This window comes from Streptomyces pactum (genome assembly GCF_002005225.1).
Classification (GTDB): Bacteria; Actinomycetota; Actinomycetes; order Streptomycetales; family Streptomycetaceae; genus Streptomyces; species Streptomyces pactum_A.
This window is the reverse complement of sequence record NZ_CP019724.1, coordinates 1,301,426-1,324,999: the sequence shown is the minus strand read 5'-3', so window position 1 is coordinate 1,324,999 and position 23,574 is coordinate 1,301,426. Positions and strand designations below refer to the sequence as shown.

21 protein-coding genes and 1 pseudogene are annotated in these 23,574 nt (G+C 72.6%); 14 read left to right on the top strand and 8 right to left on the bottom strand.

What is annotated here, in order from left to right:
- Positions 1–1,626, bottom strand: a complete 1,626-nt coding sequence (locus B1H29_RS05665; RefSeq protein WP_055419174.1) for an ABC-F family ATP-binding cassette domain-containing protein — start codon at positions 1,624–1,626, stop codon at positions 1–3.
- A gap of 323 nt (positions 1,627–1,949) precedes the next feature.
- On the opposite strand from B1H29_RS05665, the gene B1H29_RS05660 reads away from it, so the two are divergent.
- Positions 1,950–2,636: a GOLPH3/VPS74 family protein gene (locus tag B1H29_RS05660; RefSeq protein WP_055419173.1), complete on the top strand. Its 687-nt coding sequence runs from the start codon at positions 1,950–1,952 to the stop codon at positions 2,634–2,636.
- Between the two features lie 60 nt (positions 2,637–2,696).
- Here B1H29_RS05660 and B1H29_RS05655 read toward each other — a convergent pair whose 3' ends face one another.
- Positions 2,697–3,113: an SsgA family sporulation/cell division regulator gene (locus B1H29_RS05655; protein ID WP_055419172.1), complete on the bottom strand. Its 417-nt coding sequence runs from the start codon at positions 3,111–3,113 to the stop codon at positions 2,697–2,699.
- A gap of 264 nt (positions 3,114–3,377) precedes the next feature.
- Between B1H29_RS05655 and B1H29_RS05650 the strand changes: the two genes are divergently transcribed.
- Both B1H29_RS05650 and B1H29_RS05645 read left to right on the top strand, forming a co-directional pair.
- Positions 3,378–4,490, top strand: coding sequence for a WD40/YVTN/BNR-like repeat-containing protein (locus B1H29_RS05650; protein ID WP_055419171.1), 1,113 nt, complete (start codon positions 3,378–3,380; stop codon positions 4,488–4,490).
- Between the two features lie 72 nt (positions 4,491–4,562).
- Positions 4,563–4,892 carry a hypothetical protein gene (locus tag B1H29_RS05645; protein ID WP_055419170.1) on the top strand — a complete coding sequence of 110 codons (330 nt, stop codon included), beginning with the start codon at positions 4,563–4,565 and terminating at the stop codon, positions 4,890–4,892.
- Between the two features lie 9 nt (positions 4,893–4,901).
- Here B1H29_RS05645 and B1H29_RS05640 read toward each other — a convergent pair whose 3' ends face one another.
- Positions 4,902–5,201, bottom strand: coding sequence for a YciI family protein (locus tag B1H29_RS05640; protein WP_055419169.1), 300 nt, complete (start codon positions 5,199–5,201; stop codon positions 4,902–4,904).
- A gap of 41 nt (positions 5,202–5,242) precedes the next feature.
- Between B1H29_RS05640 and B1H29_RS05635 the strand changes: the two genes are divergently transcribed.
- Positions 5,243–5,938 (top strand): endonuclease V, encoded by a 696-nt coding sequence (locus B1H29_RS05635; RefSeq protein WP_055419168.1) that lies wholly within the window; start codon positions 5,243–5,245, stop codon positions 5,936–5,938.
- Here the strand turns inward: B1H29_RS05635 and B1H29_RS05630 are convergent.
- The gene (locus B1H29_RS05630) at positions 5,935–6,129 is read right to left on the bottom strand and encodes a hypothetical protein (protein WP_055419167.1); all 195 of its coding nucleotides are present in this window, start codon (positions 6,127–6,129) and stop codon (positions 5,935–5,937) included. The two genes, B1H29_RS05635 and B1H29_RS05630, sit on opposite strands and share 4 nt — an antisense overlap.
- 191 nt (positions 6,130–6,320) lie before the next feature.
- Here B1H29_RS05630 and mmpA point away from each other — a divergent pair, with 191 nt between their 5' ends.
- Entirely contained in the window at positions 6,321–6,470 is a 150-nt protein-coding gene (gene mmpA / locus B1H29_RS05625; RefSeq protein ID WP_079160049.1) for a morphogenic membrane protein MmpA, read from the top strand.
- 139 nt (positions 6,471–6,609) lie between these two features.
- On the opposite strand, the gene B1H29_RS05620 is transcribed toward mmpA, so the two are convergent.
- Positions 6,610–7,788 (bottom strand): saccharopine dehydrogenase family protein, encoded by a 1,179-nt coding sequence (locus B1H29_RS05620; protein WP_055419165.1) that lies wholly within the window; start codon positions 7,786–7,788, stop codon positions 6,610–6,612.
- A gap of 206 nt (positions 7,789–7,994) precedes the next feature.
- Between B1H29_RS05620 and B1H29_RS05615 the strand changes: the two genes are divergently transcribed.
- From B1H29_RS05615 to B1H29_RS05605, 3 genes are read left to right on the top strand one after another with little or no spacing between them, the layout of a single operon-like run.
- A complete protein-coding gene (locus B1H29_RS05615; protein WP_055419164.1) occupies positions 7,995–9,152 on the top strand; it encodes a CaiB/BaiF CoA transferase family protein in 1,158 nt (385 codons plus the stop codon).
- Between the two features lie 37 nt (positions 9,153–9,189).
- Positions 9,190–10,404: an acetyl-CoA C-acetyltransferase gene (locus tag B1H29_RS05610; protein ID WP_055419163.1), complete on the top strand. Its 1,215-nt coding sequence runs from the start codon at positions 9,190–9,192 to the stop codon at positions 10,402–10,404.
- Positions 10,405–10,438: 34 nt separating this feature from the next.
- Positions 10,439–12,637, top strand: coding sequence for a 3-hydroxyacyl-CoA dehydrogenase NAD-binding domain-containing protein (locus B1H29_RS05605; RefSeq protein ID WP_055419162.1), 2,199 nt, complete (start codon positions 10,439–10,441; stop codon positions 12,635–12,637).
- A 39-nt stretch (positions 12,638–12,676) separates the two neighbouring features.
- Here the strand turns inward: B1H29_RS05605 and B1H29_RS05600 are convergent, their stop codons facing one another.
- Complete coding sequence (locus tag B1H29_RS05600; RefSeq protein WP_199832369.1) at positions 12,677–13,399, bottom strand: MerR family transcriptional regulator; 723 nt, start codon at positions 13,397–13,399, stop codon at positions 12,677–12,679.
- A gap of 232 nt (positions 13,400–13,631) precedes the next feature.
- Here B1H29_RS05600 and B1H29_RS05595 point away from each other — a divergent pair, with 232 nt between their 5' ends.
- Positions 13,632–15,098: an amino acid permease gene (locus tag B1H29_RS05595; RefSeq protein ID WP_055419161.1), complete on the top strand. Its 1,467-nt coding sequence runs from the start codon at positions 13,632–13,634 to the stop codon at positions 15,096–15,098.
- Between the two features lie 53 nt (positions 15,099–15,151).
- A complete protein-coding gene (locus tag B1H29_RS05590) occupies positions 15,152–15,637 on the top strand; it encodes a macro domain-containing protein (RefSeq protein ID WP_055419160.1) in 486 nt (161 codons plus the stop codon).
- 289 nt (positions 15,638–15,926) lie between these two features.
- On the opposite strand, the pseudogene B1H29_RS05585 reads toward B1H29_RS05590, so the two are convergent.
- Positions 15,927–16,136, bottom strand: a pseudogene (locus B1H29_RS05585) (M1 family peptidase); the annotation flags it as partial.
- 163 nt (positions 16,137–16,299) lie between these two features.
- Between B1H29_RS05585 and B1H29_RS05580 the strand changes: the two are divergent.
- The 3 genes from B1H29_RS05580 to B1H29_RS05570 all read left to right on the top strand — a co-directional run bounded on the left by B1H29_RS05580 (position 16,300) and on the right by B1H29_RS05570 (position 21,364).
- On the top strand, positions 16,300–18,261 hold the full coding sequence (locus tag B1H29_RS05580) for a Xaa-Pro dipeptidyl-peptidase (protein ID WP_055419922.1): 1,962 nt from the start codon (positions 16,300–16,302) through the stop codon (positions 18,259–18,261).
- Complete coding sequence (locus B1H29_RS05575; protein WP_055419158.1) at positions 18,258–19,553, top strand: M14 family metallopeptidase; 1,296 nt, start codon at positions 18,258–18,260, stop codon at positions 19,551–19,553. Before B1H29_RS05580 ends, B1H29_RS05575 begins: the two co-directional genes overlap by 4 nt.
- 80 nt (positions 19,554–19,633) lie before the next feature.
- The gene (locus B1H29_RS05570) at positions 19,634–21,364 is read left to right on the top strand and encodes a BCCT family transporter (RefSeq protein ID WP_055419157.1); all 1,731 of its coding nucleotides are present in this window, start codon (positions 19,634–19,636) and stop codon (positions 21,362–21,364) included.
- A 155-nt stretch (positions 21,365–21,519) separates the two neighbouring features.
- Here B1H29_RS05570 and B1H29_RS05565 read toward each other — a convergent pair whose 3' ends face one another.
- Positions 21,520–22,473, bottom strand: coding sequence for an FAD-dependent oxidoreductase (locus tag B1H29_RS05565; RefSeq protein ID WP_055419156.1), 954 nt, complete (start codon positions 22,471–22,473; stop codon positions 21,520–21,522).
- Positions 22,474–22,539: 66 nt separating this feature from the next.
- Between B1H29_RS05565 and B1H29_RS05560 the strand changes: the two genes are divergently transcribed.
- Entirely contained in the window at positions 22,540–23,571 is a 1,032-nt protein-coding gene (locus tag B1H29_RS05560) for a hypothetical protein (protein ID WP_055419155.1), read from the top strand.
- Positions 23,572–23,574: the final 3 nt, after the last annotated feature.

Here is a 23,574-nt window from a genome sequence, read left to right as displayed (position 1 = left end):
CTAGGCGGAATACCCGACAGCTTCCGGCGTGATTTCCTTCAGTTCTCCCCCCTCCAGCAGCAGCCAGCGGGTGATGCCGAGCGACTCCAGGAACGGCAGGTCGTGGCTGGCCACGATCAGCGCCCCCTCGTACGATTCCAGCGCGGTGGTGAGCTGCCGGACGCTCGCCATGTCCAGGTTGTTCGTCGGCTCGTCCAGCATCAGCAGTTGCGGCGCGGGCTCGGCCAGCATCAGCGCGGCCAGCGCCGCCCGGAAGCGTTCGCCACCGGACAGGGTCGCCGCCTTCTGGTCGGCACGGGCGCCCCGGAACAGGAAGCGCGCCAGTCGGGCGCGGATCCGGTTGTTGGTGGCGCCCGGCGCGAACCGGGCCACGTTCTCGGCGACGCTGAGCTCGCCGTCGAGGACGTCCAGGCGCTGCGGCAGGAACCGCAGCGGGACGTGCGCCGTCGCCTCGCCCGCCACCGGCTCCAGCTCGCCGGCGATCGTGCGCAGCAGCGTGGTCTTGCCCGCGCCGTTGCGCCCGATCAGCGCGATCCGCTCGGGGCCGTGCAGGTCGAAGCCGTGCTCCACGCGCGCGCCGTAGGCCAGTTCCAGGTCCCGCAGCGTCAGCACCGAACGCCCCGGCGGCACCGCCGTGTACGGCAGGTCGACGCGGATCTCGTCGTCGTCCCGTACGGCCTCCGCGGCGTCGTCGAGCCGTTCCCTGGCCTCGGCGAGCTTCTCCTCGTGCATGATGCGGTGCTTGCCCGCGGACTCCTGTGCCGCGCGCTTGCGTGCCCCCATGACGATCTTGGGCTCGCGCTTCTGCTCGAACATCTTCTGGCCGTACCGCTTGCGGCGGGCCAGCTTGACCTGGGCGTCGGCCAGTTCGCGCTTCTGCCTGCGCAGATCGGACTCGGCGACGCGCACCATCCGCTCGGCCGCCTCCTGCTCCACGGCCAGGGCCTCCTCGTACGCCGAGAAGTTCCCGCCGTACCAGGTGATCCCACCCGAGCGCAGATCGGCGATCTGGTCGACGAGGTCGAGCAGCTCGCGGTCGTGACTGACCACGACCAGCACCCCCGGCCAGGAGGCGACGGCCGCGTACAGCCGCCCCCGGGCATACAGGTCCAGGTTGTTGGTGGGCTCGTCGAGGAGCAGGACGCCGGGGCGGCGCAGCAGCAGCGCGGCCAGCCGCAGCAGCACCGACTCGCCGCCCGAGAGCTCGCCGACCGTGCGGTCGAGACCGACGTGGCCGAGACCGAGTTCGCCGAGGGTGGCGAGGGCGCGCTCCTCGACGTCCCAGTCGTCGCCGACGGTCTCGAAGTGCTCCTCGGCCACGTCGCCCGCCTCGATGGCGTGCAGCGCGGCCCGCCGCGCGGCGATGCCGAGCGCCTCGTCGACCCGCAGCGCGGTGTCGAGCGTGACGTTCTGCGGCAGGTATCCGACCTCGCCGGCCACGCGGACCGTGCCGTCGGCCGGGGCGAGCTGCCCGGCGATCAGTTTCAGCAGGGTGGACTTGCCCGACCCGTTGACGCCCACGAGCCCGGTCCTGCCGGGACCGAAGGCGGTGTCGAGTCCCCGGAAGACGGACGTGCCGTCGGGCCAGGCGAAGGTGAGGGAGGTACAGGTGATGGAAACAGACATACGGGGTCTCCGCGGTTGCTTGAAGCGGTCAGGGGCAAACGCGTATCGAGACACCGGGGGCGGCGACCGCCGCCGGGCGAGGGAGGGAGGAGTCCCTGGGAGTGTTCGGGCATGAAAAAAGCCCTGTTCCGCAAGGACGGCTCGAACGCCGAGGTCGCACGCGGCGTACACACCTGACAGGTGTGACGCGGTGTCTCAGGACCTCAGACGAGCAACGTCCTTCTCCAATCGGCGGCAACAGAAGCGCTATACACCGTACGAGGGACCGGGCGGAGTGTCAACGCCTTACGGTGAATCCGGTCCCACGGCCCCGAGGAGGCCCCGTGCCCAACGGCTCGCTCTCGCTGCCGGCCCGGCTCTGCCTGCTGGCCTGGGACCCTGCGCGGCCCGGCACCCCCGACACCGCCCGGCACCACCACCTGGTGCGGGCCGGCGCGCTCACCGAACTGGCCCAGCGCGGTCTGCTCACCGACGACGAGGGCATCGCCACCCCCGTCGACCTGGACTCCCGCACCGGGGACGCGGTCCTGGACGGGCTGCTGGACCTCGTCCGCGAGTCGATGCCGCGCCGGTGGCGGACCTGGGTGAGGCTGCACGCGCGGGTCACCTTCGACGCCGTCCGGGAGCAACTGGTGGCCGAGGGATACCTGCGCGCGGAGAAGAGGCGCGTCCTCGGCGTCTTCCCGTCCGTGGAGTACGTCCTAGCGCGGGCCGCCGCGGCGCGGGCGCTCGGGGAGGAGACGCGGTACGTCCTTGAGGGCCCGGTACCGGCCGGAGAGGTGTCCCAGCGGGACGCGGCCGTGGCCGCGCTGGCGGCCGCCGCGGAACTGCGCGCCCTCGGGCCCCGTACCTCCGAGCCCGCCGGGACCGGTGCGCGCCGTGAGGACCGGATCGCGGAACTGACCGAGCGCGGTGGGGCGGCGGCACCCGGGCTGCGGAAGGTCGTCGGTGAGGTGTGGCGCGCGGTGAGCGCGGAGACGGCCCGGGCCGTGGCGCCGGCGGACGGCTGAGCCGGCCCGGCGACCGTGGGCAGCGCGACCGGTGGCCCGCGAGGGGGCGTCGGCGCGTCGTCAGCAGGTCCCGCGCATCAGCTCCGCCAGGTCGTGGTCCAGGTCCAGTTGGAGATGCTCCAGACCGACGGGTACCAGGTCGCCGGTGGCCTGCAGGAACCGGCGCAGCTCGCCCGAACGGACGTGGATCACGGCGGTGCCCTCGGGCGCGTGGAACTCCAGGACGGTGCGGTCGTATCCGTACGGGCGCACCCGCACGTCGCCCTGACCCTCCGGTTCCCGCATCCCGGCGATGAGCAGCTCGCGGGAGAAGGTCCAGCAGACCTCCACCCCCTCGAGGGTGGCCGGGGCCGGGAAGGTCATGCGGACGGCGAACGGGTCGCCGCGGTCGTAGTGCAGCGTGGCGGGAATGCTCGGCATACGCGGCGCGGCGGCGACGAGACGCGCCTCGACGGGCTGCTCGATGACGGTGGACAACGCCTTGCTCCCTCGTGACGGCTGGACGGGCTCTGGGGTGGTGCGGGCCGGGCACTGGAAGAGACGACGGAATCAGCCCATCCGTGCACACGATGACCGAGTGACCTCTGTCACCGCGTTCATGCGCGGGAGTGACGCGACTCTCCTCACGGGCCCCGCAAGGCACTTGTGGCACTCGTGCCCGCACGTCCGCGTCGCACACGGCCCTGTGGACGGCACCGGGGAGGTGGGCTAGCTTCGCCCGCCATGAGGAGCTTGGGGAGCATGCGACGCACGGCGGCACGGTCCGCCCGAACCGACGGCCGGCGTGCGGGACGCGCGGTGATCGCCGGGGCGGTGTGCGCGGCGGCGCTGGCCGCGCTGACGGCGGCCGCCCCCGCGCAGGCGCGTCAGCGACCGCACTGGGAGATGAAGGACACCGGGGGCAGCGTCGCGTCCGACGTCCGGTTCCGGGGGCTCGCCGCCGTCAGCCGGCACACCGCCTGGGTGGCCGGCACCCGGGGCACCGTCCTGCGCACCACCGACGGCGGCGACACCTGGCGCGACGTCTCCCCGCCGGGCACCGGCGAGCTGCAGTTCCGGGACATCGAGGCGTTCGACGCCCGCCGGGCCGTGGCCCTGGCCATCGGCGAAGGCGAGGCGTCCCGGGTCTACCGCACCGACGACGGCGGGGCGACCTGGACCGAGTCCTTCCGCAACACCGACGCCCGGGCCTTCTACGACTGCCTCACCTTCTTCGACCGCCGCCACGGCCTCGCCGTGAGCGACCCGGTGGACGGGAAGTTCCGCATTTTGTCGACCAGCGACGGCGGGCGCTCCTGGAGGGTGCTGCCGAGCGGGGGCATGCCGGTCGCGCAGGACGGTGAGGCCGCCTTCGCGGCCAGTGGCCAGTGCCTGGTCGCGTCCGGGCCGAAGGACGTGTGGCTGGCGACCGGCGGCGCGGCGCGCGCACGGGTGCTGCACTCCGCCGACCGGGGACTCACCTGGACGGCAACCGACGCCCCGGTCCCGGGCGGCGACCCGGCCCGGGGCGTCTTCGCCCTCGCCTTCCGCGACCGGGCCCACGGCCTCGCGGTCGGCGGCGACTTCCGCCCCGGCCAGACCTCCGCGCGGTCGGCGGCGCGCACCACCGACGGCGGCCGGACCTGGCGGTCCGCCGACGGCTCCCCGCCCGCCTACCGCTCCGGCGTCGCCTGGCTCCCGCACAGCCGCGCCGCCGCCCTCGCCGTCGGGCCCACCGGCACGGACCTCACCACGGACGGCGGCCGCACCTGGCGCACCGTCGACACCGGGTCCTACGACACCGTGGACTGCACTCCGGACCTGGCCTGTTGGGCCGCCGGCGAGCAGGGACGGGTCGCCCGGTTGGAGCGCTGACGCCGAGCGGGGCCGGGTGTTCGTCCGTAACGTGGGTATCCGTTCGCTGAACGTGAGAGGAAGTGAGCGGACATGCCACGCGGTTCGAGCTCCAAACGGGAGCGGCAGTACGAGCACATCAAGGACGGCGCCGAGGACCGTGGCGAGAGCACCGGCCGCGCCGAGGAGATCGCCGCCCGGACGGTGAACAAGGAGCGCGCCCGGTCCGGCGAGTCGAAGACCGCCAGCCGTACGTCCACGCAGGACAAGTCGCCGAGCAAGCGGGGCGGCCAGCGGTCCGGGAACCGGCAGGGACCCCAGGGCCCCACCTACGACCAGCTCTACCAGGAGGCCAAGCGCCGCGACATCAGCGGCCGTTCGAACATGAACAAGGGCGACCTCAAGCGCGCGCTCGGCAAGTGAGCCGTGCGGCTACCGGCCGGCGGTCTCCCGGTACCGATCCAGCGCCGGTGCCGTCTTCGTGGCGACGAACTCGGTGACGCGGTACGCGCACACACCGGCCCTGACGAACGGGTCGCCCGCGGTGACTTCCTCGATCCGGGCACGGTCCCCCGCGACGGCGATGATCACCCCGCCGTCGCGGGGTTCCTTGCGGCCGGACGCCAGGAAGACCCCCTGCTCGTACAGCTCGTCGAGCCACGCCACGTGCTCTTCCAGCACCGCGTCGACGGCTTCCAGCGGGGCGGTGTGGGACAGCTCCAGTACGAACATGATCGCGAGCGTACTCCGGTGTCCCTTAGGCTTGCCGGACCATGACGCCCGTGACCGTGCAGATCCCCGCAGACTGGCCCGCGACCGAGGAACAGGCCCTCGCCGTCCAGGACGAACTGCGGGTGCGCGTGGTCCTCGACGAGCCGGGTCCGCCGCCGGGCACGGGCCGCGTGACCGGGGTGGACGTCGCCTACGACGACGAACGGGACGTCGTCGCGGCGGCGGCCGTCGTCCTGGACGCCGCGACCCTCGCCGTCGTCGCCGAGGCCACGGCCGTCGGGCGGATCTCCTTTCCCTACGTGCCCGGCCTGCTCGCCTTCCGCGAGATCCCGACCGTCCTCGCCGCCCTGGACGCGCTGCCCTGCGCGCCCGGCCTGGTCGTCTGCGACGGCTACGGCCTGGCCCACCCGCGCCGCTTCGGCCTCGCCGGCCACCTCGGCGTACTGACCGGCCTGCCCACGATCGGCGTGGCCAAGAACCCGTTCACCTTCACCTACGACGACCCGGACGCGCCGCGGGGCAGCACGTCCCCGCTGCTCGCCGGCGCCGAGGAGGTCGGGCGCGCCCTCCGCACCCGCGACGGCGTCAAGCCGGTCTTCGTCTCCGTCGGCCATCGGGTGAGCCTCGACAACGCCTGCGCGCACACGCTGGCGCTGACGCCCGCCTACCGTCTGCCGGAGACCACCCGCAGGGCGGACGCCCTGTGCCGTGCGGCCCTGCGGGCGGCCACCACCTAGTCGGCCCGGCCCTCGACGCTCCAGCGGCCCACCTCCCGGTACGCCGAGTCGTAGACCACCGATCCGTCACCGGGCCGCATCGCGTAGTGCTTCAGGTTGCCGCCCCAGTACCTCAGGATCCGCTGCAACTCGCCCGTGGGGTCCTCGGCGAGCGCGCCCTCGTCCATGGTGACTTCGAGAAGGAACTTCATGCCTTCAAGGATTTCATTGAAGTCCTTCTTGGGACTTTGCCGTGCGCGAGTGACGCTCACGGCGGCCGGACGCCGGGGAAAGTCTCAAATGCGGGTCGACAGCAGGCGTGCGTGGCGCCCGCCGGTGCTCAGCGACCGCCTGAGTATCCGTACGGATGCGCCCCACCCTTCGGCCCGACAGGCTGGGGCGCATGACGACGCACCGCGCACCCGAGCAGTCCGCCCACCACCCCGGCCGGCCCGTCGAGCGGACGGTGGTCGCGGGCCTGGTGCTCGCCGTCGGGGCGGGACTGGCCTGGATCGGCGGAATGCTCTACACGATCGCCGGGTGGTCGGGGTAGGGCCGGTCGACCGGGCAGGCCCCCGGCGAAACCTCGAACGGCCGGCCCCGGGGAGTCCCTCGGACACGTCCTGCCCCGGGCTCCGCGGCAGGCACCGGGGCGGGCCTCGGCAGGCACCGGGGCGGACCTCGGCAGGCCGTCAGCGTGTCGCGGCCACCCGGAAGCCGATGCCCGCCGCCCGCAGCCGCCCGGTGAGCGCGTCGCCCATCGCCACGGCCGTCGTGACCTGCCCGGCCACCGGCGGCAGGTCGTCGAGGGCGAGGGACAGCGCCGCCTCGGCGAACATCTTCGCCGTCTCGTCGTACCCGGGGTCGCCGCCCGAGACCTCGGTGAACACCTTCCGGCCGCCGCCCTCGCCCACGAAGCGGACCGAGAACCAGCTCCTCGCCCGCTTCTCGGGACTCGGCCCCTCGCCCGGCTCGAGCCGGCCGGACAGCCAGCGCCGCGCGGGCGGCACCTGGGCCGCCGCCACCAGCGCGCCCACGGCCGCCACCCCGCCCAACGCGACGGGCAGGCGCCGCACGGCCGCGTAGTGGCGGTAACGGAAGTCGGGGCCGTAGCGGTCCAGGGCCTTCGCGGAGCGCCGCACGACCTGCGCGTCGATCGTCGGCAGCGGCAGCGCCCAGGCCCCCACCTCCCCGGCGAACCGCGGCGCGCCGGTCGGCGTCACCGCCCGGCGGTCCACCAGCCGGGGCTCGTGCCGCCGGCGTTCCCGCGCGGCGTCCCGCATCTGCCGGCCGCGCGCGAACTGGCCCAGCGCGGAGGCGAACGTGCCGCCCGAGAAGGTGGCGTCGGCGGTCACGAAACCGTCCACGGCCAGCGGCACGCCCTCCGGCAGTTGCCGCACGGTGAAGTACACGCCGAGGTCGTGCGGGACGGAGTCGAAGCCGCAGGCGTGCACCAGCCGCGCGCCGGTCTCCCGCGCGCGTGCGTCATGACGGACGTACGTCAGGTCCACGAACTCGGGCTCACCGGTGAGGTCGAGATAGTCCGAGCCGGTCTCCGCGCAGGCGGCGACCAGCGCGTCGCCGTACCGGACGTACGGGCCCACCGTCGTGGCCACCACGCGCGCGTGCCCGGCCAGTTCGCGCAGCGAGGCCGGATCGGACACGTCCGCGCGCAGTACGCCGACGTCCGCCGCGCCCGGCAGCCGCTCGCGCAGCCGCCGCAGCTTCTCCTCGCTGCGGCCGGCGATCGCCCAGCGCAGCCCGTCCGGCGCGTGCGCGGCGAGGTACTCCGCGGTGAGCTCGCCGACGAACCCCGTCGCTCCGAAGAGCACGATGTCGTACGGCCGGTCGGTCCTGTTCAGCATGCCCATGACACCCCTTCATCACCCGGCGGCAACCCCTGGGCCCGCAGTACGCGCCGTTGCCGGTGGCCGAGGCTAGCGTGAGGACTGCGAGTCCGGAGGGAAGCCTGCCCCATAATTGGCTAAGCGCTTGCTCGCCCGGGTCTTGTGCCCAGTGGAACACGTTTCTAGCATCACTGGTGTTACATCACTTGTGTCACAGAGCTGGGGGCTCGATGTCGGAAGCGAAGACGGCGGGGCGGACGCCGCCCGAGGGCCCACTCGCCGGCGTGCGCGTGGTCGAGCTGGCCGGCATCGGCCCCGGGCCCTTCGCCGCGATGCTCCTGGCCGACCTGGGCGCCGACGTCGTCCGCGTCGACCGCCCCGGCGGCCCCGGCCTCGCGATCGACCCCGCCCACGACGTCACCAACCGCAACAAGCGCTCCGTGATCGTCGACCTGAAGTCACCCGACGGCCCGGCCCGGGTCCTCGACCTCGCCGAACGCGCCGACGTGCTGATCGAGGGCTACCGCCCCGGCGTCGCCGAACGGCTCGGCGTCGGCCCCGGACACTGCCACGCCCGCAACCCGCGCCTCGTCTACGGCCGCATGACCGGCTGGGGCCAGGAGGGCCCGCTCGCCCAGCGCGCCGGCCACGACATCGGGTACATCGCGCTCACCGGCACCCTCGGCATGATCGGCGGCCCCGGCACGCCACCGGCCGTCCCGGCCAACCTCGTCGGCGACTACGCGGGCGGCTCCCTCTACCTGGTCGTCGGTGTCCTCGCCGCCCTGCACCACGCGCGCGCGAGCGGCACCGGACAGGTCGTCGACGCCGCCATCGTGGACGGCACCGCCCACCTCTCCTCGATGATCCACGGCATGCTCGCCGCGGGCGGCTGGCAGGACCGGCGCGGCGCCAACCTCCTCGACGGCGGCTGCCCCTTCTACGGCACCTACGAGACCGCCGACGGCCGCTACATGGCGGTCGGCGCCCTGGAGCAGCGGTTCTACGACGAGTTCACGGACCTCCTCGGCATCCCCGACCAGGCGCCGGCCCGCGACGACACGGCCCGCTGGACCGAGCTGCGCGAGGCCATCGCCACCCGGTTCAGGTCCCGCACCCGGGACGAGTGGACGGCCGTCTTCGCGGACTCCGACGCCTGCGTCGCCCCCGTCCTGACGCTCCGCGAGGCCCCGCACCACCCGCACCTCGCCGCCCGCTCCACCTTCACCGACCACGGCGGCATCACCCAGCCGGCCCCGGCGCCCCGCTTCTCCGCGACCCCCACCGCCGTCCGCACCGGACCCGCCCGGCCGGGCGCCGACAGCGAGTCCGTGGCCCGCGACTGGGGCCTGCCCCGGCTCCCGGACCCCTCCCGGACCTCCCAGTGAACAGCCCCGTGAACACCCCTCAGTGAAAGGCCTGCCAGTGACCACCGAAGCGTACGTGTACGACGCGATCCGCACCCCGCGCGGACGCGGCAAGGCGAACGGCGCCCTGCACGGCACGAAGCCCGTCGACCTGGTCGTCGGCCTCATCCACGAGATCCGCGCCCGCTTCCCGGACCTGGACCCCGCCGCCGTCGACGACATCGTGCTCGGCGTCGTCGGCCCGGTCGGCGACCAGGGCTCCGACATCGCCCGCATCGCCGCCATCGCGGCCGGACTGCCGGACACCGTGGCGGGCGTCCAGGAGAACCGCTTCTGCGCATCGGGTCTGGAGGCCGTCAACCTGGCCGCCGCCAAGGTGCGCTCCGGCTGGGAGGACCTGGTCCTCGCGGGCGGAGTCGAGTCGATGTCCCGGGTGCCGATGGCCTCGGACGGCGGCGCCTGGTTCAACGACCCGATGACCAACCTCGCCACCAACTTCGTCCCGCAGGGCATCGGCGCCGACCTGATCGCCACCATCGAGGGCTTCACGCGCCGCGACGTCGACGAGTACGCGGCCCTCTCCCAGGAGCGCGCGGCCACCGCCTGGAAGGAGAACCGCTTCGAGCGGTCCGTCGTGCCGGTCAGGGACCGCGCCGGACTCACCGTCCTCGACCACGACGAGCACCTGCGCCCCGGCACCACCGCCGACTCCCTCGCGGGCCTCAAGCCGTCCTTCGCCGACATCGGCGAACTCGGCGGTTTCGACGCCGTGGCGCTGCAGAAGTACCACTGGGTGGAGAAGATCGACCACGTCCACCACGCGGGCAACTCCTCCGGCATCGTGGACGGCGCCTCCCTGGTCGCCATCGGCTCCAAGGAGACCGGCGACCGCTACGGGCTGCGCCCGCGCGCCCGGATCGTCTCCGCCGCCGTCTCCGGCTCCGAGCCCACCATCATGCTCACCGGCCCCGCCCCGGCCACCCGCAAGGCGCTCGCCAAGGCCGGGCTGACCATCGACGACATCGACCTCGTCGAGATCAACGAGGCGTTCGCCGCGGTCGTCCTGCGCTTCGTCAAGGACATGGGCCTGTCCCTCGACAAGGTCAACGTCAACGGCGGCGCCATCGCACTCGGCCACCCCCTCGGCGCCACCGGCGCGATGATCCTCGGCACGCTCGTCGACGAACTCGAGCGCCAGGACAAGCGTTACGGCCTCGCCACCCTGTGCGTGGGCGGCGGCATGGGCATCGCCACCATCGTCGAGCGCGTCTGACCCCCTCCCGACGGATCACCTGGAGCACACCCTCATGAGCACCGAGCCCACCACCATCCGCTGGGAGCAGGACGACACCGGCGTCGTCACCCTCGTCCTCGACGACCCCGACCAGTCCGCGAACACCATGAACCAGGCGTTCCGCGAGTCCCTCGCGGTGATCACCGACCGCCTGGAGGCCGAGAGGGACTCGATCCGCGGCGTCATCGTCACCTCCGCCAAGAAGACCTTCTTCGCCGGCGGCGACCTGCGCGACCTGATCCGCGTCACGCCCGAGACCGCCCAGGACCTCTTCGACGGCGGCATGGCGATCAAGCGGAACCTGCGCCGCATCGAGACCCTCGGCAAGCCCGTCGTCGCCGCCATGAACGGCGCGGCCCTCGGCGGCGGCTACGAGATCGCCCTCGCCTGCCACCACCGGGTCGCCCTCGACGCCCCCGGCTCCAAGATCGGCTGCCCCGAGGTCACCCTCGGCCTGCTCCCCGGAGGCGGCGGCGTCGTCCGCACCGTCCGGATGCTCGGCATCACCGACGCGCTGCTGAAGGTGCTCCTCCAGGGCACCCAGTACAACCCGCGCCGCGCCCGGGAGAACGGCCTGGTCGACGAGGTCGCCGACAGCCGGGAGGACATGCTCGCCAAGGCCCGCGCCTTCATCGACGCCAACCCGGAGTCCGCCCAGCCCTGGGACAGGCCCGGCTACCGCATCCCCGGCGGCACGCCCTCGCACCCGAAGTTCGCGGCCAACCTGCCCGCCTTCCCCGCCAACCTGCGCAAGCAGACGAACGGAGCCCCCTATCCGGCGCCGCGCAACATCATGGCCGCCGCCGTCGAGGGCTCCCAGGTCGACTTCGAGACCGCGCAGGTCATCGAGGCGCGCTACTTCGTCGAGCTGGCCGCCGGGCAGACCTCGAAGAACATGATCCAGGCCTTCTTCTTCGACCTCCAGGCCGTCAACTCCGGCGCCAACCGCCCGAGCGGCGTCGAGCCGCGCCGGGTCCGCAGGGTCGCCGTCCTCGGCGCCGGCATGATGGGCGCCGGCATCGCCTACTCGTGCGCCCGCGCGGGCATCGACGTCGTCCTGAAGGACGTCGCCCTGGAGTCGGCCGTCAAGGGCAAGGGCTACTCCGAGAAGCTGTGCGCCAAGGCCGTCGCCAAGGGCCGTACGACCCGGGAGAAGGCCGACGCGCTGCTGGCCCGCATCACACCGACCGCCGAGGCCGCCGACCTCGCGGGCTGCGACGCGGTCATCGAGGCCGTCTTCGAGGACACCTCCCTCAAGCACAAGGTGTTCCAGGAGATCCAGGAGGTCGTCGCCCCCGACGCGCTGCTCTGCTCCAACACCTCCACCCTGCCCATCACCGCGCTGGCCGAGGGCGTCGAGCGGCAGGCCGACTTCATCGGGCTGCACTTCTTCTCGCCGGTCGACAAGATGCCGCTGGTGGAGATCATCAAGGGTGAGCGGACGGGCGACGAGGCGCTGGCCCGCGCCTTCGACCTGGTCCGGCAGATCAACAAGACACCGATCGTCGTCAACGACTCCCGCGGCTTCTTCACCTCCCGGGTCATCGGCCACTTCATCAACGAGGGCGTGGCGATGGTCGGCGAGGGCATCGAGCCCGCGTCCGTCGAGCAGGCGGCGGCCCAGGCCGGCTACCCGGCCAAGGTGCTCTCCCTGATGGACGAGCTGACGCTCACGCTGCCCCGGAAGATCCGCAAGGAGACCCGGCAGGCCGTGGAGGAGGCCGGCGGCACTTGGACCGCGCACCCCGCCGAATCCGTCATCGACCGCATGGTCGACGAGTTCGGCCGCCCCGGCCGCAGCGGCGGCGCCGGCTTCTACGAGTACGGCGAGGACGGCAAGCGGGCCGGGCTCTGGCCGGGGCTGCGCGAGCACTTCACCAAGCCCGGGTACGAGATCCCCTTCGAGGACATGCAGGAGCGCATGCTCTTCGCGGAGGCGCTCGACACGGTCAAGCTCCTGGAGGAGGGCGTGCTGACCTCCGTCGCCGACGCCAACATCGGCTCGATCTTCGGCATCGGCTTCCCCGGCTGGACCGGCGGCGTCCTCCAGTACATCAACGGCTACGAGGGCCGCGCCGGGGTGGGTGCCGGCCTGCCCGGCTTCGTAGCCCGCGCGCGTGAGCTGGCCGACCGCTACGGCGAGCGCTTCACGCCGCCCGCGCTGCTGGTGGAGAAGGCGGACAAGGGGGAGGTCTTCACGGACGGCCGCTGACCGGCCAGGTCCGTCTCACCGCCTCACCGCCTCACCGCCTCACCCGGGCTCGCCTCCGTCGAGCCACTCCCGCAGCTCTTCGCGCAGCGACCGCTGGAACGTGGTCAGCAGCGCCTGCACCACGAGCGGGTGCATGTGGGCGGACAGGGACCGTACGTCCCGCGCGTCGCGTTCGGCGACCGCGTCGCGCAGCAGCCGCGACAGGTCCCGCGCGGCGGCGCGGGAGTGCTCGAGGAGGGCCGACCGGGCGGCGAGGACCGTCTCGGGGGAGAAGGGCACGCCGAGCAGCTCCACGCCGAGCCGGAGCAGCCCGGCGTCGACCCGGTAGACGGCACCGTCCGGGGCGTCGCCGTCCCGCGCCACGATGTCCATCGCCGTGAGCCGGTCCACCTCGTCGTCCGTCAGCGGCCGGCCCGCCCGCCGGTCCAGCTCCCCGCGCGTGACGCTCTCCACCGTCTCCGGTGCCCAGGAGGCCACCACCGCCCGGTGCAGGGCGAGGTCGTGGGCGCTCACGCCCGGCGGGAGCTGCCCGAGATAGCGCTCGATCGCGGCCAGCGTCATGCCCTGGTGCTGCAGTTCCTCGATCAGTGCCAGCCGGGCCAGGTGCTCCCCGCCGTAGTGCCCGACCCGGCGCGGGCCGATCGCCGGCGGCGGCAGCAGCCCCCTGGTGCCGTAGAAGCGGACCGTGCGCACCGTGACGCCGGCCCGCGCGGCCAGCTCGTCGATGGTGAGGGTCGGCTCCTCGGTGTCGGGCGTCGTCATGTGCAGCAGTATCGCTGTCTCACCAGGGCTGTGACACCTCTTGTGCACCATGTGGAGACGACTGACGGATCTTGTGGCAAGTCACGCTGTGTGACATGAGACACCGTGTGGCAACGCAGAGTCGTGGGAAGGTGCTGCCTCGGTCTGTGCCGCGAAGGGTGGTGCGGGCCTTGTCGCTGTACGGACGACCTGGGCGTATCCCGCCCGGGCGCACCAGAGAGTGGAACCACCCGTGAGCAAGGACGCCGTCGCCACGGCACAGGCCGCCACCCACCCCCAGGCGGCCGAACGACCCGCGGACGCGGGTGACGCCGGCTACAGCAAGGGCCTCAAGGCCCGCCACGTCAACATGATCGCCATCGGCGGCGCGATCGGCACCGGCCTCTTCCTCGGCGCCGGCGGGCGCCTGCGCGACGCGGGCCCGGCGCTCGCCATCGCCTACCTCGTCGCCGGCGTCTTCGCCTTCTTCGTCGTCAGGGCCCTCGGCGAGCTGGTGCTCTACCGGCCCTCCTCCGGGTCCTTCGTGTCGTACGCGCGCGAGTTCCTCGGCGAGAAGGGTGCCTACGTCGCCGGCTGGATGTACTTCCTGAACTGGTCGACGACCGGCATCGCCGACATCACCGCGATCGCGCTGTACACGCACTACTGGAGTATGTTCACGAGCATCCCGCAATGGGTGCTCGCCCTGATCGCCCTCGCGGTGGTCCTGGCCGTGAACCTCATCTCGGTCAAGATCTTCGGCGAGATGGAGTTCTGGTTCGCGATCGTCAAGGTCGCCACCCTCGTCGGCTTCATGCTGATCGGCATCTTCCTGCTGGCCACCCAGCACGAGGTGGGCGGCCACACCCCGGGCGTGGGCATGATCACCGACCACGGCGGCATCCTCCCGCACGGCGCGATGCCCGTCATCCTCGTCATGCAGGGCGTGATCTTCTCCTACGCGGCCCTGGAGCTGGTCGGCGTCGCCGCAGGCGAGACCGCCGAGCCGGAGAAGATCGTGCCCCGCGCGGTGAACTCGATCATGTGGCGGGTCGCCCTGTTCTACGTCGGCTCGGTCGTCCTGCTGGCCCTGCTGCTGCCCAGCTCGCTCTACTCGGGCGACGAGAGCCCCTTCGTCACGGTGCTGTCGGGGATCGGTGTGCCGGCCGCCGGTGACGTGATGAACCTCGTCGTCCTCACCGCGGCGATGTCCTCCCTGAACTCCGGCCTGTACTCCACCGGCCGCATCCTGCGCTCCATGGCGATGGCGGGCTCCGCGCCCAGGTTCACCGGCGTGATGAGCCGCAGTCAGGTCCCCTACGGAGGCATCCTGCTGACCTGCGCGGTCTGCGTCCTCGGCGTCGGCCTGAACTACCTGGTGCCGAACAAGGCCTTCGAGATCGTCCTGAACGTCGCCTCCCTGGGCATCATCAGCACCTGGGTGATCATCATGATCTGCCACCTGGTCTTCGTGCGCCGGGCACGTGCGGGCCTGGTCGCCCGGCCGCACTTCCGCCTGCCCGGCAGCCCCGTCACGGAGATCGTCACGATCGTCTTCCTGCTGGCCGTGATCGTCCTGATGTGGAACGACCCCGAGGTCGGCCGCAAGACCGTGCTGCTCGTGCCGGTGATCGCGGTGACGCTGGTGGCGGGCTGGTTCGGCGTCCGCCGGCGGGTGGCGCGGACCGCAAGGCAGGAGCCGTGCGGGCTCACCAAGTAGCCGGAGGCAGCGGGTCACGGCCGCTGTCAGTGGCGGCGTCTACGGTGGCGGTCATGTCGGAGATCAGGTATGTCCGGGGTGACGCCACCGTCCCGTCGGTCAAGGGCGTCAAGATGATCGCCCATGTCTGCAACGACCTCGGCGGCTGGGGCAAGGGCTTCGTCCTGGCCGTCTCCCGCCGTTGGCCGGAGCCGGAGGCGGCCTACCGCGCCTGGCACCGCGACCGCGCGTCGAACGACTTCGGCCTGGGCGCGGTCCAGTTCGTCCGGGTCGAGCCGTACGTGTGGGTGGCCAACATGATCGGCCAGCGCGGCATGAGAACCGGCAGCAAGGGCGTTCCCGTGCGTTACGAGGCGATCGACACGGCCCTCGGCCGCGTCGCCGACAAGGCGGCCGAGCTCGACGCGTCGGTGCACATGCCCCGCATAGGCTGCGGCCTGGCCGGCGGCAAGTGGTCCCGCGTCGAGCCGCTCATCGGCGAGCGCCTCGCGCGGCGGGGCGTCCCCGTGACCGTCTACGACCACGGGGACGCCGCCTGAGCCTGCCGGCCGGTGCCCGCGCGGTCGGTCAGTGCGCGTGCACGTCGTTCGTCGCGGCGATCTGCTGCCAGGACCGGGGCCGCGCCGGCGCGCCCGGCGCCATCGCGTCCGGTGCCTTCGCGTCCGGTGCTTCCGCGTCCGGTGCCTTCGCGTCCGGTGTCTTCGGGGGACGCCGAGCGCGCCGCCGGGGCGCCGGGCTTCGACGGCTGGAACAGCCAGGTGTCGAACAGCGCGGCCGGCGGCTCGCCGGAGACCTCCTCGGCGTACCGCTGGAAGTCGGCCACGGACCCGTCGCCGTCCCCTCCAGTCGGTCCGTGTCCGGCCGGTACTTGAGGCGCAGGTCGTAGTGGGAGACGTCGTATCCGCCGTCGCCGTAGGCCGGGTAGTAGGGGTCGCCGATGCCCGGAGCGCCGGGGGAGCGGGCCGCCGCCGACGCCGGGATCACCAGCATGAGGCAGGCGGCGCCCAGTGCGCCCGGCACGATGATTCCGCGGTGCACGAAAGCTCCAAGTCGTAGGGGCACCAAGCCTGTTCGACGACCATTCAGCCGCTGTGCGCGCGTCCGTGTCCACGGTCACCCCGGTCACACGATCGCCCTTCGGCCGTCAGGAAGCACGCGTTGCCCTCTTCTGCGCGGGAGTTGACCGATGTACCGTCCGCGCATGCCGATACGCACGCGCTTCACGATCTGGAGACCGCTCGCGACGGCGGCCACGGCCGCTCTCATGGCAACCTTCCTCACGCCCGCCGCGACGGCCCACCCCGCAGCCCCGCGGCAGAGCGAACCCGTCCACTCCTACCAAGACGCCGTCCGCGAGGCCGTCTGGGTGGACACCGGATACGACGGGGACGGCGACGGCGAGGACGACCGCGTCGCCGTCGACATCGTCCGCCCCCGCGAACCCGCTCAGCAGGGCCGGAAGGTCCCCGTCATCATGGACGCCAGCCCGTACTACTCCTGCTGCGGGCGCGGCAACGAGAGCCAGAAGAAGACATACGACGCCGACGGTGACGTCGACCTGATGCCGCTGTACTACGACAACTACTTCGTGCCGCGCGGCTACGCCTTCGTCGGCGTCGACCTGGCCGGCACCAACCGCTCCGACGGCTGCGTCGACGTCGGCGGACGCTCCGACATCGAGTCCGCGAAGGCCGTCGTCGACTGGCTCAACGGCCGGGCGAAGGCGTACACCACCCGCACCGGCGGCGAGCGCGCCAAGGCCGACTGGACCAACGGGAAAACGGGCATGATCGGCAAGAGCTGGGACGGCACCATCGCCAACGGCGTGGCCGCGACCGGCGTGGAGGGCCTGGAGACCATCGTCCCGATCGCCGCCATCTCCTCCTGGTACGACTACTACTTCAGCCAGGGCGCCCCCCTTTACAGCTCCGGCCCCGACTGGCTGTCCGACTACGTCAACAGCCCCGACGCCCGCGACCGGTGCGACGCCGTCCAGCACAGGCTCGTCGACGGCGCACCGCGCACCGGCGACTTCACGAAGCTGTGGACCGAGCGCGACTACGTGAAGGCCGCGAGCAAGGTGAAGGCGAGCGTCTTCCTCGTCCACGGCATGCAGGACCTCAACGTCCGCATGCAGCACGTCGGCCCGTGGTGGAACGCCCTCGCCGAGAACGGCGTCGACCGCAAGATCTGGCTCTCCCAGACCGGCCACGTCGACCCCTTCGACTTCCGCCGCGCCGAGTGGGTCGACACCCTGCACCGCTGGTTCGACCACGAGCTCCTCGGCTACGACAACGGCATCGACCGCGAGCCCATGGCCGACGTCGAACGCCGCCCCGAGCAGTGGGAGACGTCGAAGACCTGGCCGCCGCGCTCCGCGGCCACCACGACCCTTCGCCCCGCCGACGGTGCGCGGCCCGGCGTCGGCACCCTCGGACTGCGCCGGGACCGCGGCACCGAGACCTTCACCGACGACCCGGCGCTGAGCGAGACGGACTGGGCCGCGCACATCGACGAGCCCACCCCGGGCAAGGCCGGGTTCGTCACCGGTCCGCTCACCCGCGACCTGCGCCTGTCCGGTGCCTCCGAGGTCACCGTCACCGCGCGGTCCAGCACCCCGACGGCCCACCTCTCCGCCGTACTCGTCGACCTCGGCCCCGACACCATCCGCGACTACGCCGATCGCGGCGAGGGCATCACCACCCTCACCGACCGCACCTGCTGGGGCCCGAGCACCCCGGGCGACAGCTCCTGCTACAAGGAGACGGCGGCGAAGACCACCGACGTGGACTACACGGTCGTCAGCCGCGGTTGGGCCGACCTCGGCAACCACGCCTCCAAGTGGCGGGGCCGCCCGCTCACCCCGGGCAAGGCCTACACCGTCACCCTGGACCTGGCGGCCACCGACCACGTCGTCCCGGCCGGTCACCGCCTCGCGCTGATCGTCGCGGGTACCGACAAGGACCTCATCGACCCTCCCGCCGACACGCCGACACTCACCGTGGACCTCTCCCGCACGTCGGCACGCGTACCGTTCGTCGGCGGCGCCGCCGCGTTCGCCGAGGCCACCGCCCCCACGGCGGCCGCCGCCCCCGCGCCCACGCCCCTCGACGGCGTGAGCGCGCCGCACACGACCCACCGCGTCCCGAAGGGAGACCGATGAACCGCCTGCGCACCCTCACCGTGACCACCGCGGCGGCCACCGCGGCCCTCGCCGCCTCCCTCCTCACCGCGCCGGCCCACGCCGCCGGCACCGGCCACCGTGCGCCCCGCACCGGTTTCGAGAAGACGCACGGCGCCCGCTGGACCACCCAGCCCGAGGAGCAGGCGCTCCTCACCGCCGCGGACCGGGCGAGCGACCGCGTCACCGTCGGCCGCATCGGCACCACGAAACAGGACCGCCCCCTCCAGCTCGTGACGATCGGCAGGCCCTCCGCCCACAACAAGGTGCTCCTCGTGTGCAGCCAGCACGGCGACGAGCCCGCCGGCCGCGAGGCCTGTCTGTCCACCGTCCGCGACCTGGCCTACGCGACCGACCGACGGACCCGGCGGTTCCTGGACCGCACCACCGTGCTGGTCGTGCCCACCGTCAACCCCGACGGACGGGCCGCCGACACCCGCGGCAACAGCGACGGCCTCGACATCAACCGCGACCACCTCGCCCTGAAGACGGCCGAGGCCCGTGCCCTGGCCGCCGTCGTCCGCGACCAGCGCCCCGACGTCCTCTACGACCTGCACGAGTACGGCGCCACACCCCCGTACTACGACAAGGACCTCTTCGACCTCTGGCCCCGCAACCTCAACACCCACACCGGGGTTCACGACGAGGCCCGCACCCTGTCCCGGGCCTACGTCCGCCCCGCCGCCGAGCGGGCGGGCCACTCGACCGGCACCTACGGCATCTGGACCGACCCGGTCACCGGCGAGCCGGTCAAGCAGACCGCCGGCGACGGCCAGGAACGCATCCTGCGGAACATGTCCGGCGTGAAGAACGCCGTCGGTCTGCTCATCGAGAGCCGTGTCGACGCCCTCACGGACGCAGAGCGCGAGGACGAGGCCCTGAACAACCGGCGCCGGGTGGAGTCCCAGCTCGCGGCCCTGGACGGCATGTTCCGCTATGCGGACCGGCGGCGCGGACGCGTCGAGGCGGCCACCGCGGCCGCCCGGTGGTCCGGCCTGGCCGACACCGGACCCGTCTACGTCGGCGGCGCGGACAACGACCCCGCCGAGCCCGCCGAAGTGATCGAGGACCCGCCCTGCGGCTACCGGCTCACCTTGGACCAGTACGCGGAGCTGAAGGACGAATTGGCACTCCACGGTGTACAAGTGCGTCCGGCCGGGGAGAAGGGCGCCTACGTACCGCTGCGCCAGCCGCTGCGTGCCCTCGTGCCGCTGCTCCTGGACGAGCGTGCGACGTACCACTTGACGGTGGGTGAACCCGACACCCGCTGCTGAGGAGGTGAGTTCCGCGTCGCGCGTGGTATGGGCGTAGCGGAGGATTGTTTTCAGCCTCACCGACTTGAAAGGTGCCGCCCGTGACGCAGGACCGACCAAGCGACAAGGACCAGCATGAAAGAGGCGCGCTGCCGGGTTCGGAAGCCGGCCTGCCTGGGCAGGAGCACAAGCCCCGGACCGACCGTGTCGTCTTCGGCGTCACCGCCGTCCTGACCCTCGCGTTCGTCATCTGGGGCGCGGCCGGCACGGACTCGCTGGAGGACGCCTCCGGCAGCATGCTCGGTGGCCTGATGCACAACGGCGGCTGGGCGTTCGTGCTGGCCGCCTCCGGGTTCGTCGTCTTCGCCCTCTGGCTCGCGGCCAGCCGCTACGGCCGCATCCACCTCGGCGCCGAGGGCGAGAAGCCGGAATTCAGGACGGTGTCCTGGGTCGCCATGATGTTCAGCGCCGGCATGGGCATCGGTCTGATGTTCTGGGGCGTGAGCGAGCCGCTGGCGCACTTCGAGACCGCCCCGCCCGGCACCAGCCCCGCCGACACCGGCGACAGCATGGCGACGGCCATGGCCACCACCCTGTTCCACTGGACGCTGCACCCGTGGGCGATCTACGCGGTGGTCGGCCTCGGCATCGCCTACAGCACCTTCCGCAGGCGCCGCCGTCAGACCATCAGTGCCGTGTTCACACCGCTCATCGGCGAGAAGCACGCCAACGGCGTCAGCGGCCGGGTCATCGACATCCTGGCCATCATCGCGACGGTCTTCGGCTCCGCGGCCTCCCTCGGCCTCGGCGCCCTGCAGATCGGGTCCGGCGTCGAGAAGCTCGACTGGATGGACAAGGTCAGCACCGGGCTGCTGGTCGGCATCATCGCGGTGCTGACGGCGGCGTTCGTGGCCTCCGCGATCTCGGGTGTCGAGAAGGGCATCCAGTGGCTGTCCAACACCAACATGGTGCTGGCCCTGCTGCTCGTCGTGTTCGTGTTCGCGGCGGGCCCGACCATCCTCATTCTCGACCTGCTGCCGACCTCGGTCTTCACCTACCTGGGCGACCTGCCCGAAATGGCCGGCCGCACCGAGATCAGCGGCGGTGAGAGCGTCGCCGAATGGCTCAGTAGCTGGACCGTCTTCTACTGGGCGTGGTGGATCTCCTGGACGCCCTTCGTCGGCATGTTCATCGCCCGCATCAGCCGGGGCCGGACCATCCGCCAGTTCATCGGCGGCGTCATCCTGGTGCCCAGCACGGTCAGCCTGATCTGGTTCGCCATCTTCGGCGGCTCGGCGATGAGGCTCCAGGAGCAGAACCGGCTCGGCGACGAGACGACCCCGGAGGGCCGGCTCTTCGCGGTGCTCCAGGAATACCCGATCGCCACCGTCACCAGCCTGCTGGTGATGGTCCTCGTCGGCATCTTCTTCGTGTCGGGCGCCGACGCGGCGTCCATCGTGATGGGCACCCTGTCGCAGCGGGGCGCGCTCGAACCCAGCCGCTGGGTGGTGGTGTTCTGGGGCGTGGTGACCGGAGCGGTCGCCGCCATCATGCTCCTGGTCGGCAGCGGTGAGGGAGACGCGCTGACCGGTCTGCAGAACCTCACGATCCTCGCGGCGGCACCCTTCGTCGTCGTGATGATCGGGATGTGCGTCGCCCTCATGCGCGACCTGCGCCGCGACCCGCTCATCGTGCGCGGTGAGATGGCTTCCGAGGCCGTCGAGATGGCCGTCATCGAGGGTCACAAGCAGTACGAGGGCGACTTCGAGATCCGCATCGGCCCGGGACCCGGCACGGACGTGGAGGGCGACCCGATCGGCAAGCACCACTGACCGACACGGAGTCCGCGGTGGGGCGGAAAAGCGGAGCAGGGACCGGCACGCACCCGCGTGCCGGTCCCTGCTCCAGCGGAGCGGTCCCTGCCCGCCGTGCGGTCCTTGCCCCCGGGCGGCCCCTGCCCGTCGGAGCGGCCCCGCGCGGGCCGTGGTCAGCGGGAGGCGAGGTCGGCCGCCTCCCGCGCGCAGCCCCAGGCCACGGTGACGCCCGCGCCGCCGTGCCCGTAGTTGTGCACCAGCAGCCGCCCGTCCGGCAGCGGCTCGCGCTCCAGCCGTACCGCGTCCCGCGCCGGCCGCAGCCCCACCAGGTGCCCGAGCACCCGCGCCCCGGCGATCTCGGGCCGCACCGCCGCGCACCTGCGTACGATCGCCTCCGCGACCGCCGGGTCCGGCTCCATCGACCAGACGTCCTCCTCGGCCGTCCCGCCCAGGAGGAGCCGGCCGGGGTGCGGAAGGAAGTACGTCACCTCTCCGGAGACGGGGTCGGTGGAGACCAGCCAGGTCCGGATGCCGGGGTTCTCCACGACGACCAGTTGCCCGCGCACCGGACGCACGGCCGCGTCCGGCACCAGCTCCCGGGCGCCCAGGCCCGTGCAGTTGACGACGACCGGAGCGTCGGCCTCGGCCAGATCGGCCACCGCGCGCGTCTCCACCGTGCCGCCCGCCGCCGCGAGCCGTTCCCGCAGCCACGGCAGATGGGTCGACATGTCGATGAGCGGCAGCCGCGCCCACAGCCCCTGCCCGGCGTACTCGGCGGCGGTCGCCGCGCGCAGGCCCGGCAGCTTGGTGGCAGCCCACGAGCCCACCTCGTCCAGGCCACTCTCGCCGAGCACCCCTTCGACCATGCGTACGCCGGTCTCCTGCGGCCGCGCCGCCAGATCCTCGTACACGTCCAGCGAACACAGCGCCCACGCCTGTGCCGACGCCACCGGCTCGATGCGGTACGGCCACCACAGCCCGCCGGCGACCACCGAGGTGGTCCGCTCGACGGGCTCCCGCGTCCACAGCCGCACCCGCCTGCCGCGCTCGGCGAGAACGACGGCCGTCGTCAGCCCGGCCACCCCGCCGCCGACCACGACGACTTCGCCATCCAGTTCGGTTTCCACACGAGGACGTTAGCGGAATGCCCCATGCCGCGCTCAGAGCGGTTCCGGCGAGGGAATACTCACCGCATGGCTGCCGAGTACGCGACCTTCGGTCTTGCCCCGGCGATGCGCGCCGGTGGCGTCCTCGCCGACGGTGACTACCAGGTCCACCGCGACTTCCTGGACTTCGTCGTCGACGGACGTCCCCTGCTGTTCCGCCTCTGTGACCTGGACGCGGTCTCCCCGCTGGCCGCCGACGTACCCCCCGCGATCCTCACCGCGCAGGTCCGCAGCCTGCTTCTGGAGACCGACGCGCCCCTGCCCGGCGGGCGGTACGTCATCTACGCCTGCCCCGAGTGCGAGAACCTGGCCTGCGGCGCGGTGACCGCCGTGATCCTGCGGGACGGCGAGGACTTCGTCTGGCGGGACTTCGCCTGGCAGACCGGGGAACACGCCGACCTGGAGTTCAACGGCTACCACGGCATCGGCCCGTACCGCTTCCCCGGCGCCGAGTACCGCGCCGCCCTCGCCGCCCTGCTCGACGGCACCGCGCACACCCGGCGCCGCATCCTGCTGGTCGGTGCCCGTGTCGCCCTGCTCGCCAGGCTCGCCGCCGCGCTGCGCACCATCGGCATCGGCGCCGACATCACCCATGACGCCGCCGGTGTGCCGGCCGACGAACTGCGGGCCTACGGAGCCGTCGCCTTCGGCCGCGCGGTCGCCGAGGAGGAACGGTCGGCCGTGCGCCGCGCCTTCGCGGACGCCGGGGTGGACGTGGCCCACGTCGAGGCTCTCGCCCCGATCGTCCCGCTGCTCGTCGCCCAGATCGAACACGCCCTGGACCGCCGCCCCGCCGAGCGACGCCGGCTGACCGGCCTCACGGCGACCCGTGGCGCGGCGGCCGTCGAGGTCACCTCACCCTGTCGGGTACGGCTCACCGCCTACCGACTCGACCGCCTCCACCGCACCCACACCCACGAGGTCTTCGACGGCGTGCTGGAACCGGGCGGCCACCGCATCGACCTGGACCCCGGCACCGTGAAGGGGCGGTCCTTCGTGGTGGCGCGCACGCCCGGAAGCGTGCTGGTGACGGCGGTGACGCGGGAGGAACCCGGCTGAGCG

Coding starts and splice junctions, on each gene's coding strand:
- B1H29_RS05665 (WP_055419174.1), bottom strand. CDS start 1,626: ATGTCTGTTTCCATCACCTGTACCTCCCTCACCTTCGCCTGGCCCGAC.
- B1H29_RS05650 (WP_055419171.1), top strand. CDS start 3,378: ATGCGACGCACGGCGGCACGGTCCGCCCGAACCGACGGCCGGCGTGCG.
- B1H29_RS05645 (WP_055419170.1), top strand. CDS start 4,563: ATGCCACGCGGTTCGAGCTCCAAACGGGAGCGGCAGTACGAGCACATC.
- B1H29_RS05640 (WP_055419169.1), bottom strand. CDS start 5,201: ATGTTCGTACTGGAGCTGTCCCACACCGCCCCGCTGGAAGCCGTCGAC.
- B1H29_RS05635 (WP_055419168.1), top strand. CDS start 5,243: ATGACGCCCGTGACCGTGCAGATCCCCGCAGACTGGCCCGCGACCGAG.
- B1H29_RS05630 (WP_055419167.1), bottom strand. CDS start 6,129: ATGAAGTTCCTTCTCGAAGTCACCATGGACGAGGGCGCGCTCGCCGAG.
- mmpA (WP_079160049.1), top strand. CDS start 6,321: ATGACGACGCACCGCGCACCCGAGCAGTCCGCCCACCACCCCGGCCGG.
- B1H29_RS05620 (WP_055419165.1), bottom strand. CDS start 7,788: ATGGGCATGCTGAACAGGACCGACCGGCCGTACGACATCGTGCTCTTC.
- B1H29_RS05615 (WP_055419164.1), top strand. CDS start 7,995: ATGTCGGAAGCGAAGACGGCGGGGCGGACGCCGCCCGAGGGCCCACTC.
- B1H29_RS05605 (WP_055419162.1), top strand. CDS start 10,439: ATGAGCACCGAGCCCACCACCATCCGCTGGGAGCAGGACGACACCGGC.
- B1H29_RS05600 (WP_199832369.1), bottom strand. CDS start 13,399: ATGACGACGCCCGACACCGAGGAGCCGACCCTCACCATCGACGAGCTG.
- B1H29_RS05590 (WP_055419160.1), top strand. CDS start 15,152: ATGTCGGAGATCAGGTATGTCCGGGGTGACGCCACCGTCCCGTCGGTC.
- B1H29_RS05580 (WP_055419922.1), top strand. CDS start 16,300: ATGCCGATACGCACGCGCTTCACGATCTGGAGACCGCTCGCGACGGCG.
- B1H29_RS05575 (WP_055419158.1), top strand. CDS start 18,258: ATGAACCGCCTGCGCACCCTCACCGTGACCACCGCGGCGGCCACCGCG.
- B1H29_RS05560 (WP_055419155.1), top strand. CDS start 22,540: ATGGCTGCCGAGTACGCGACCTTCGGTCTTGCCCCGGCGATGCGCGCC.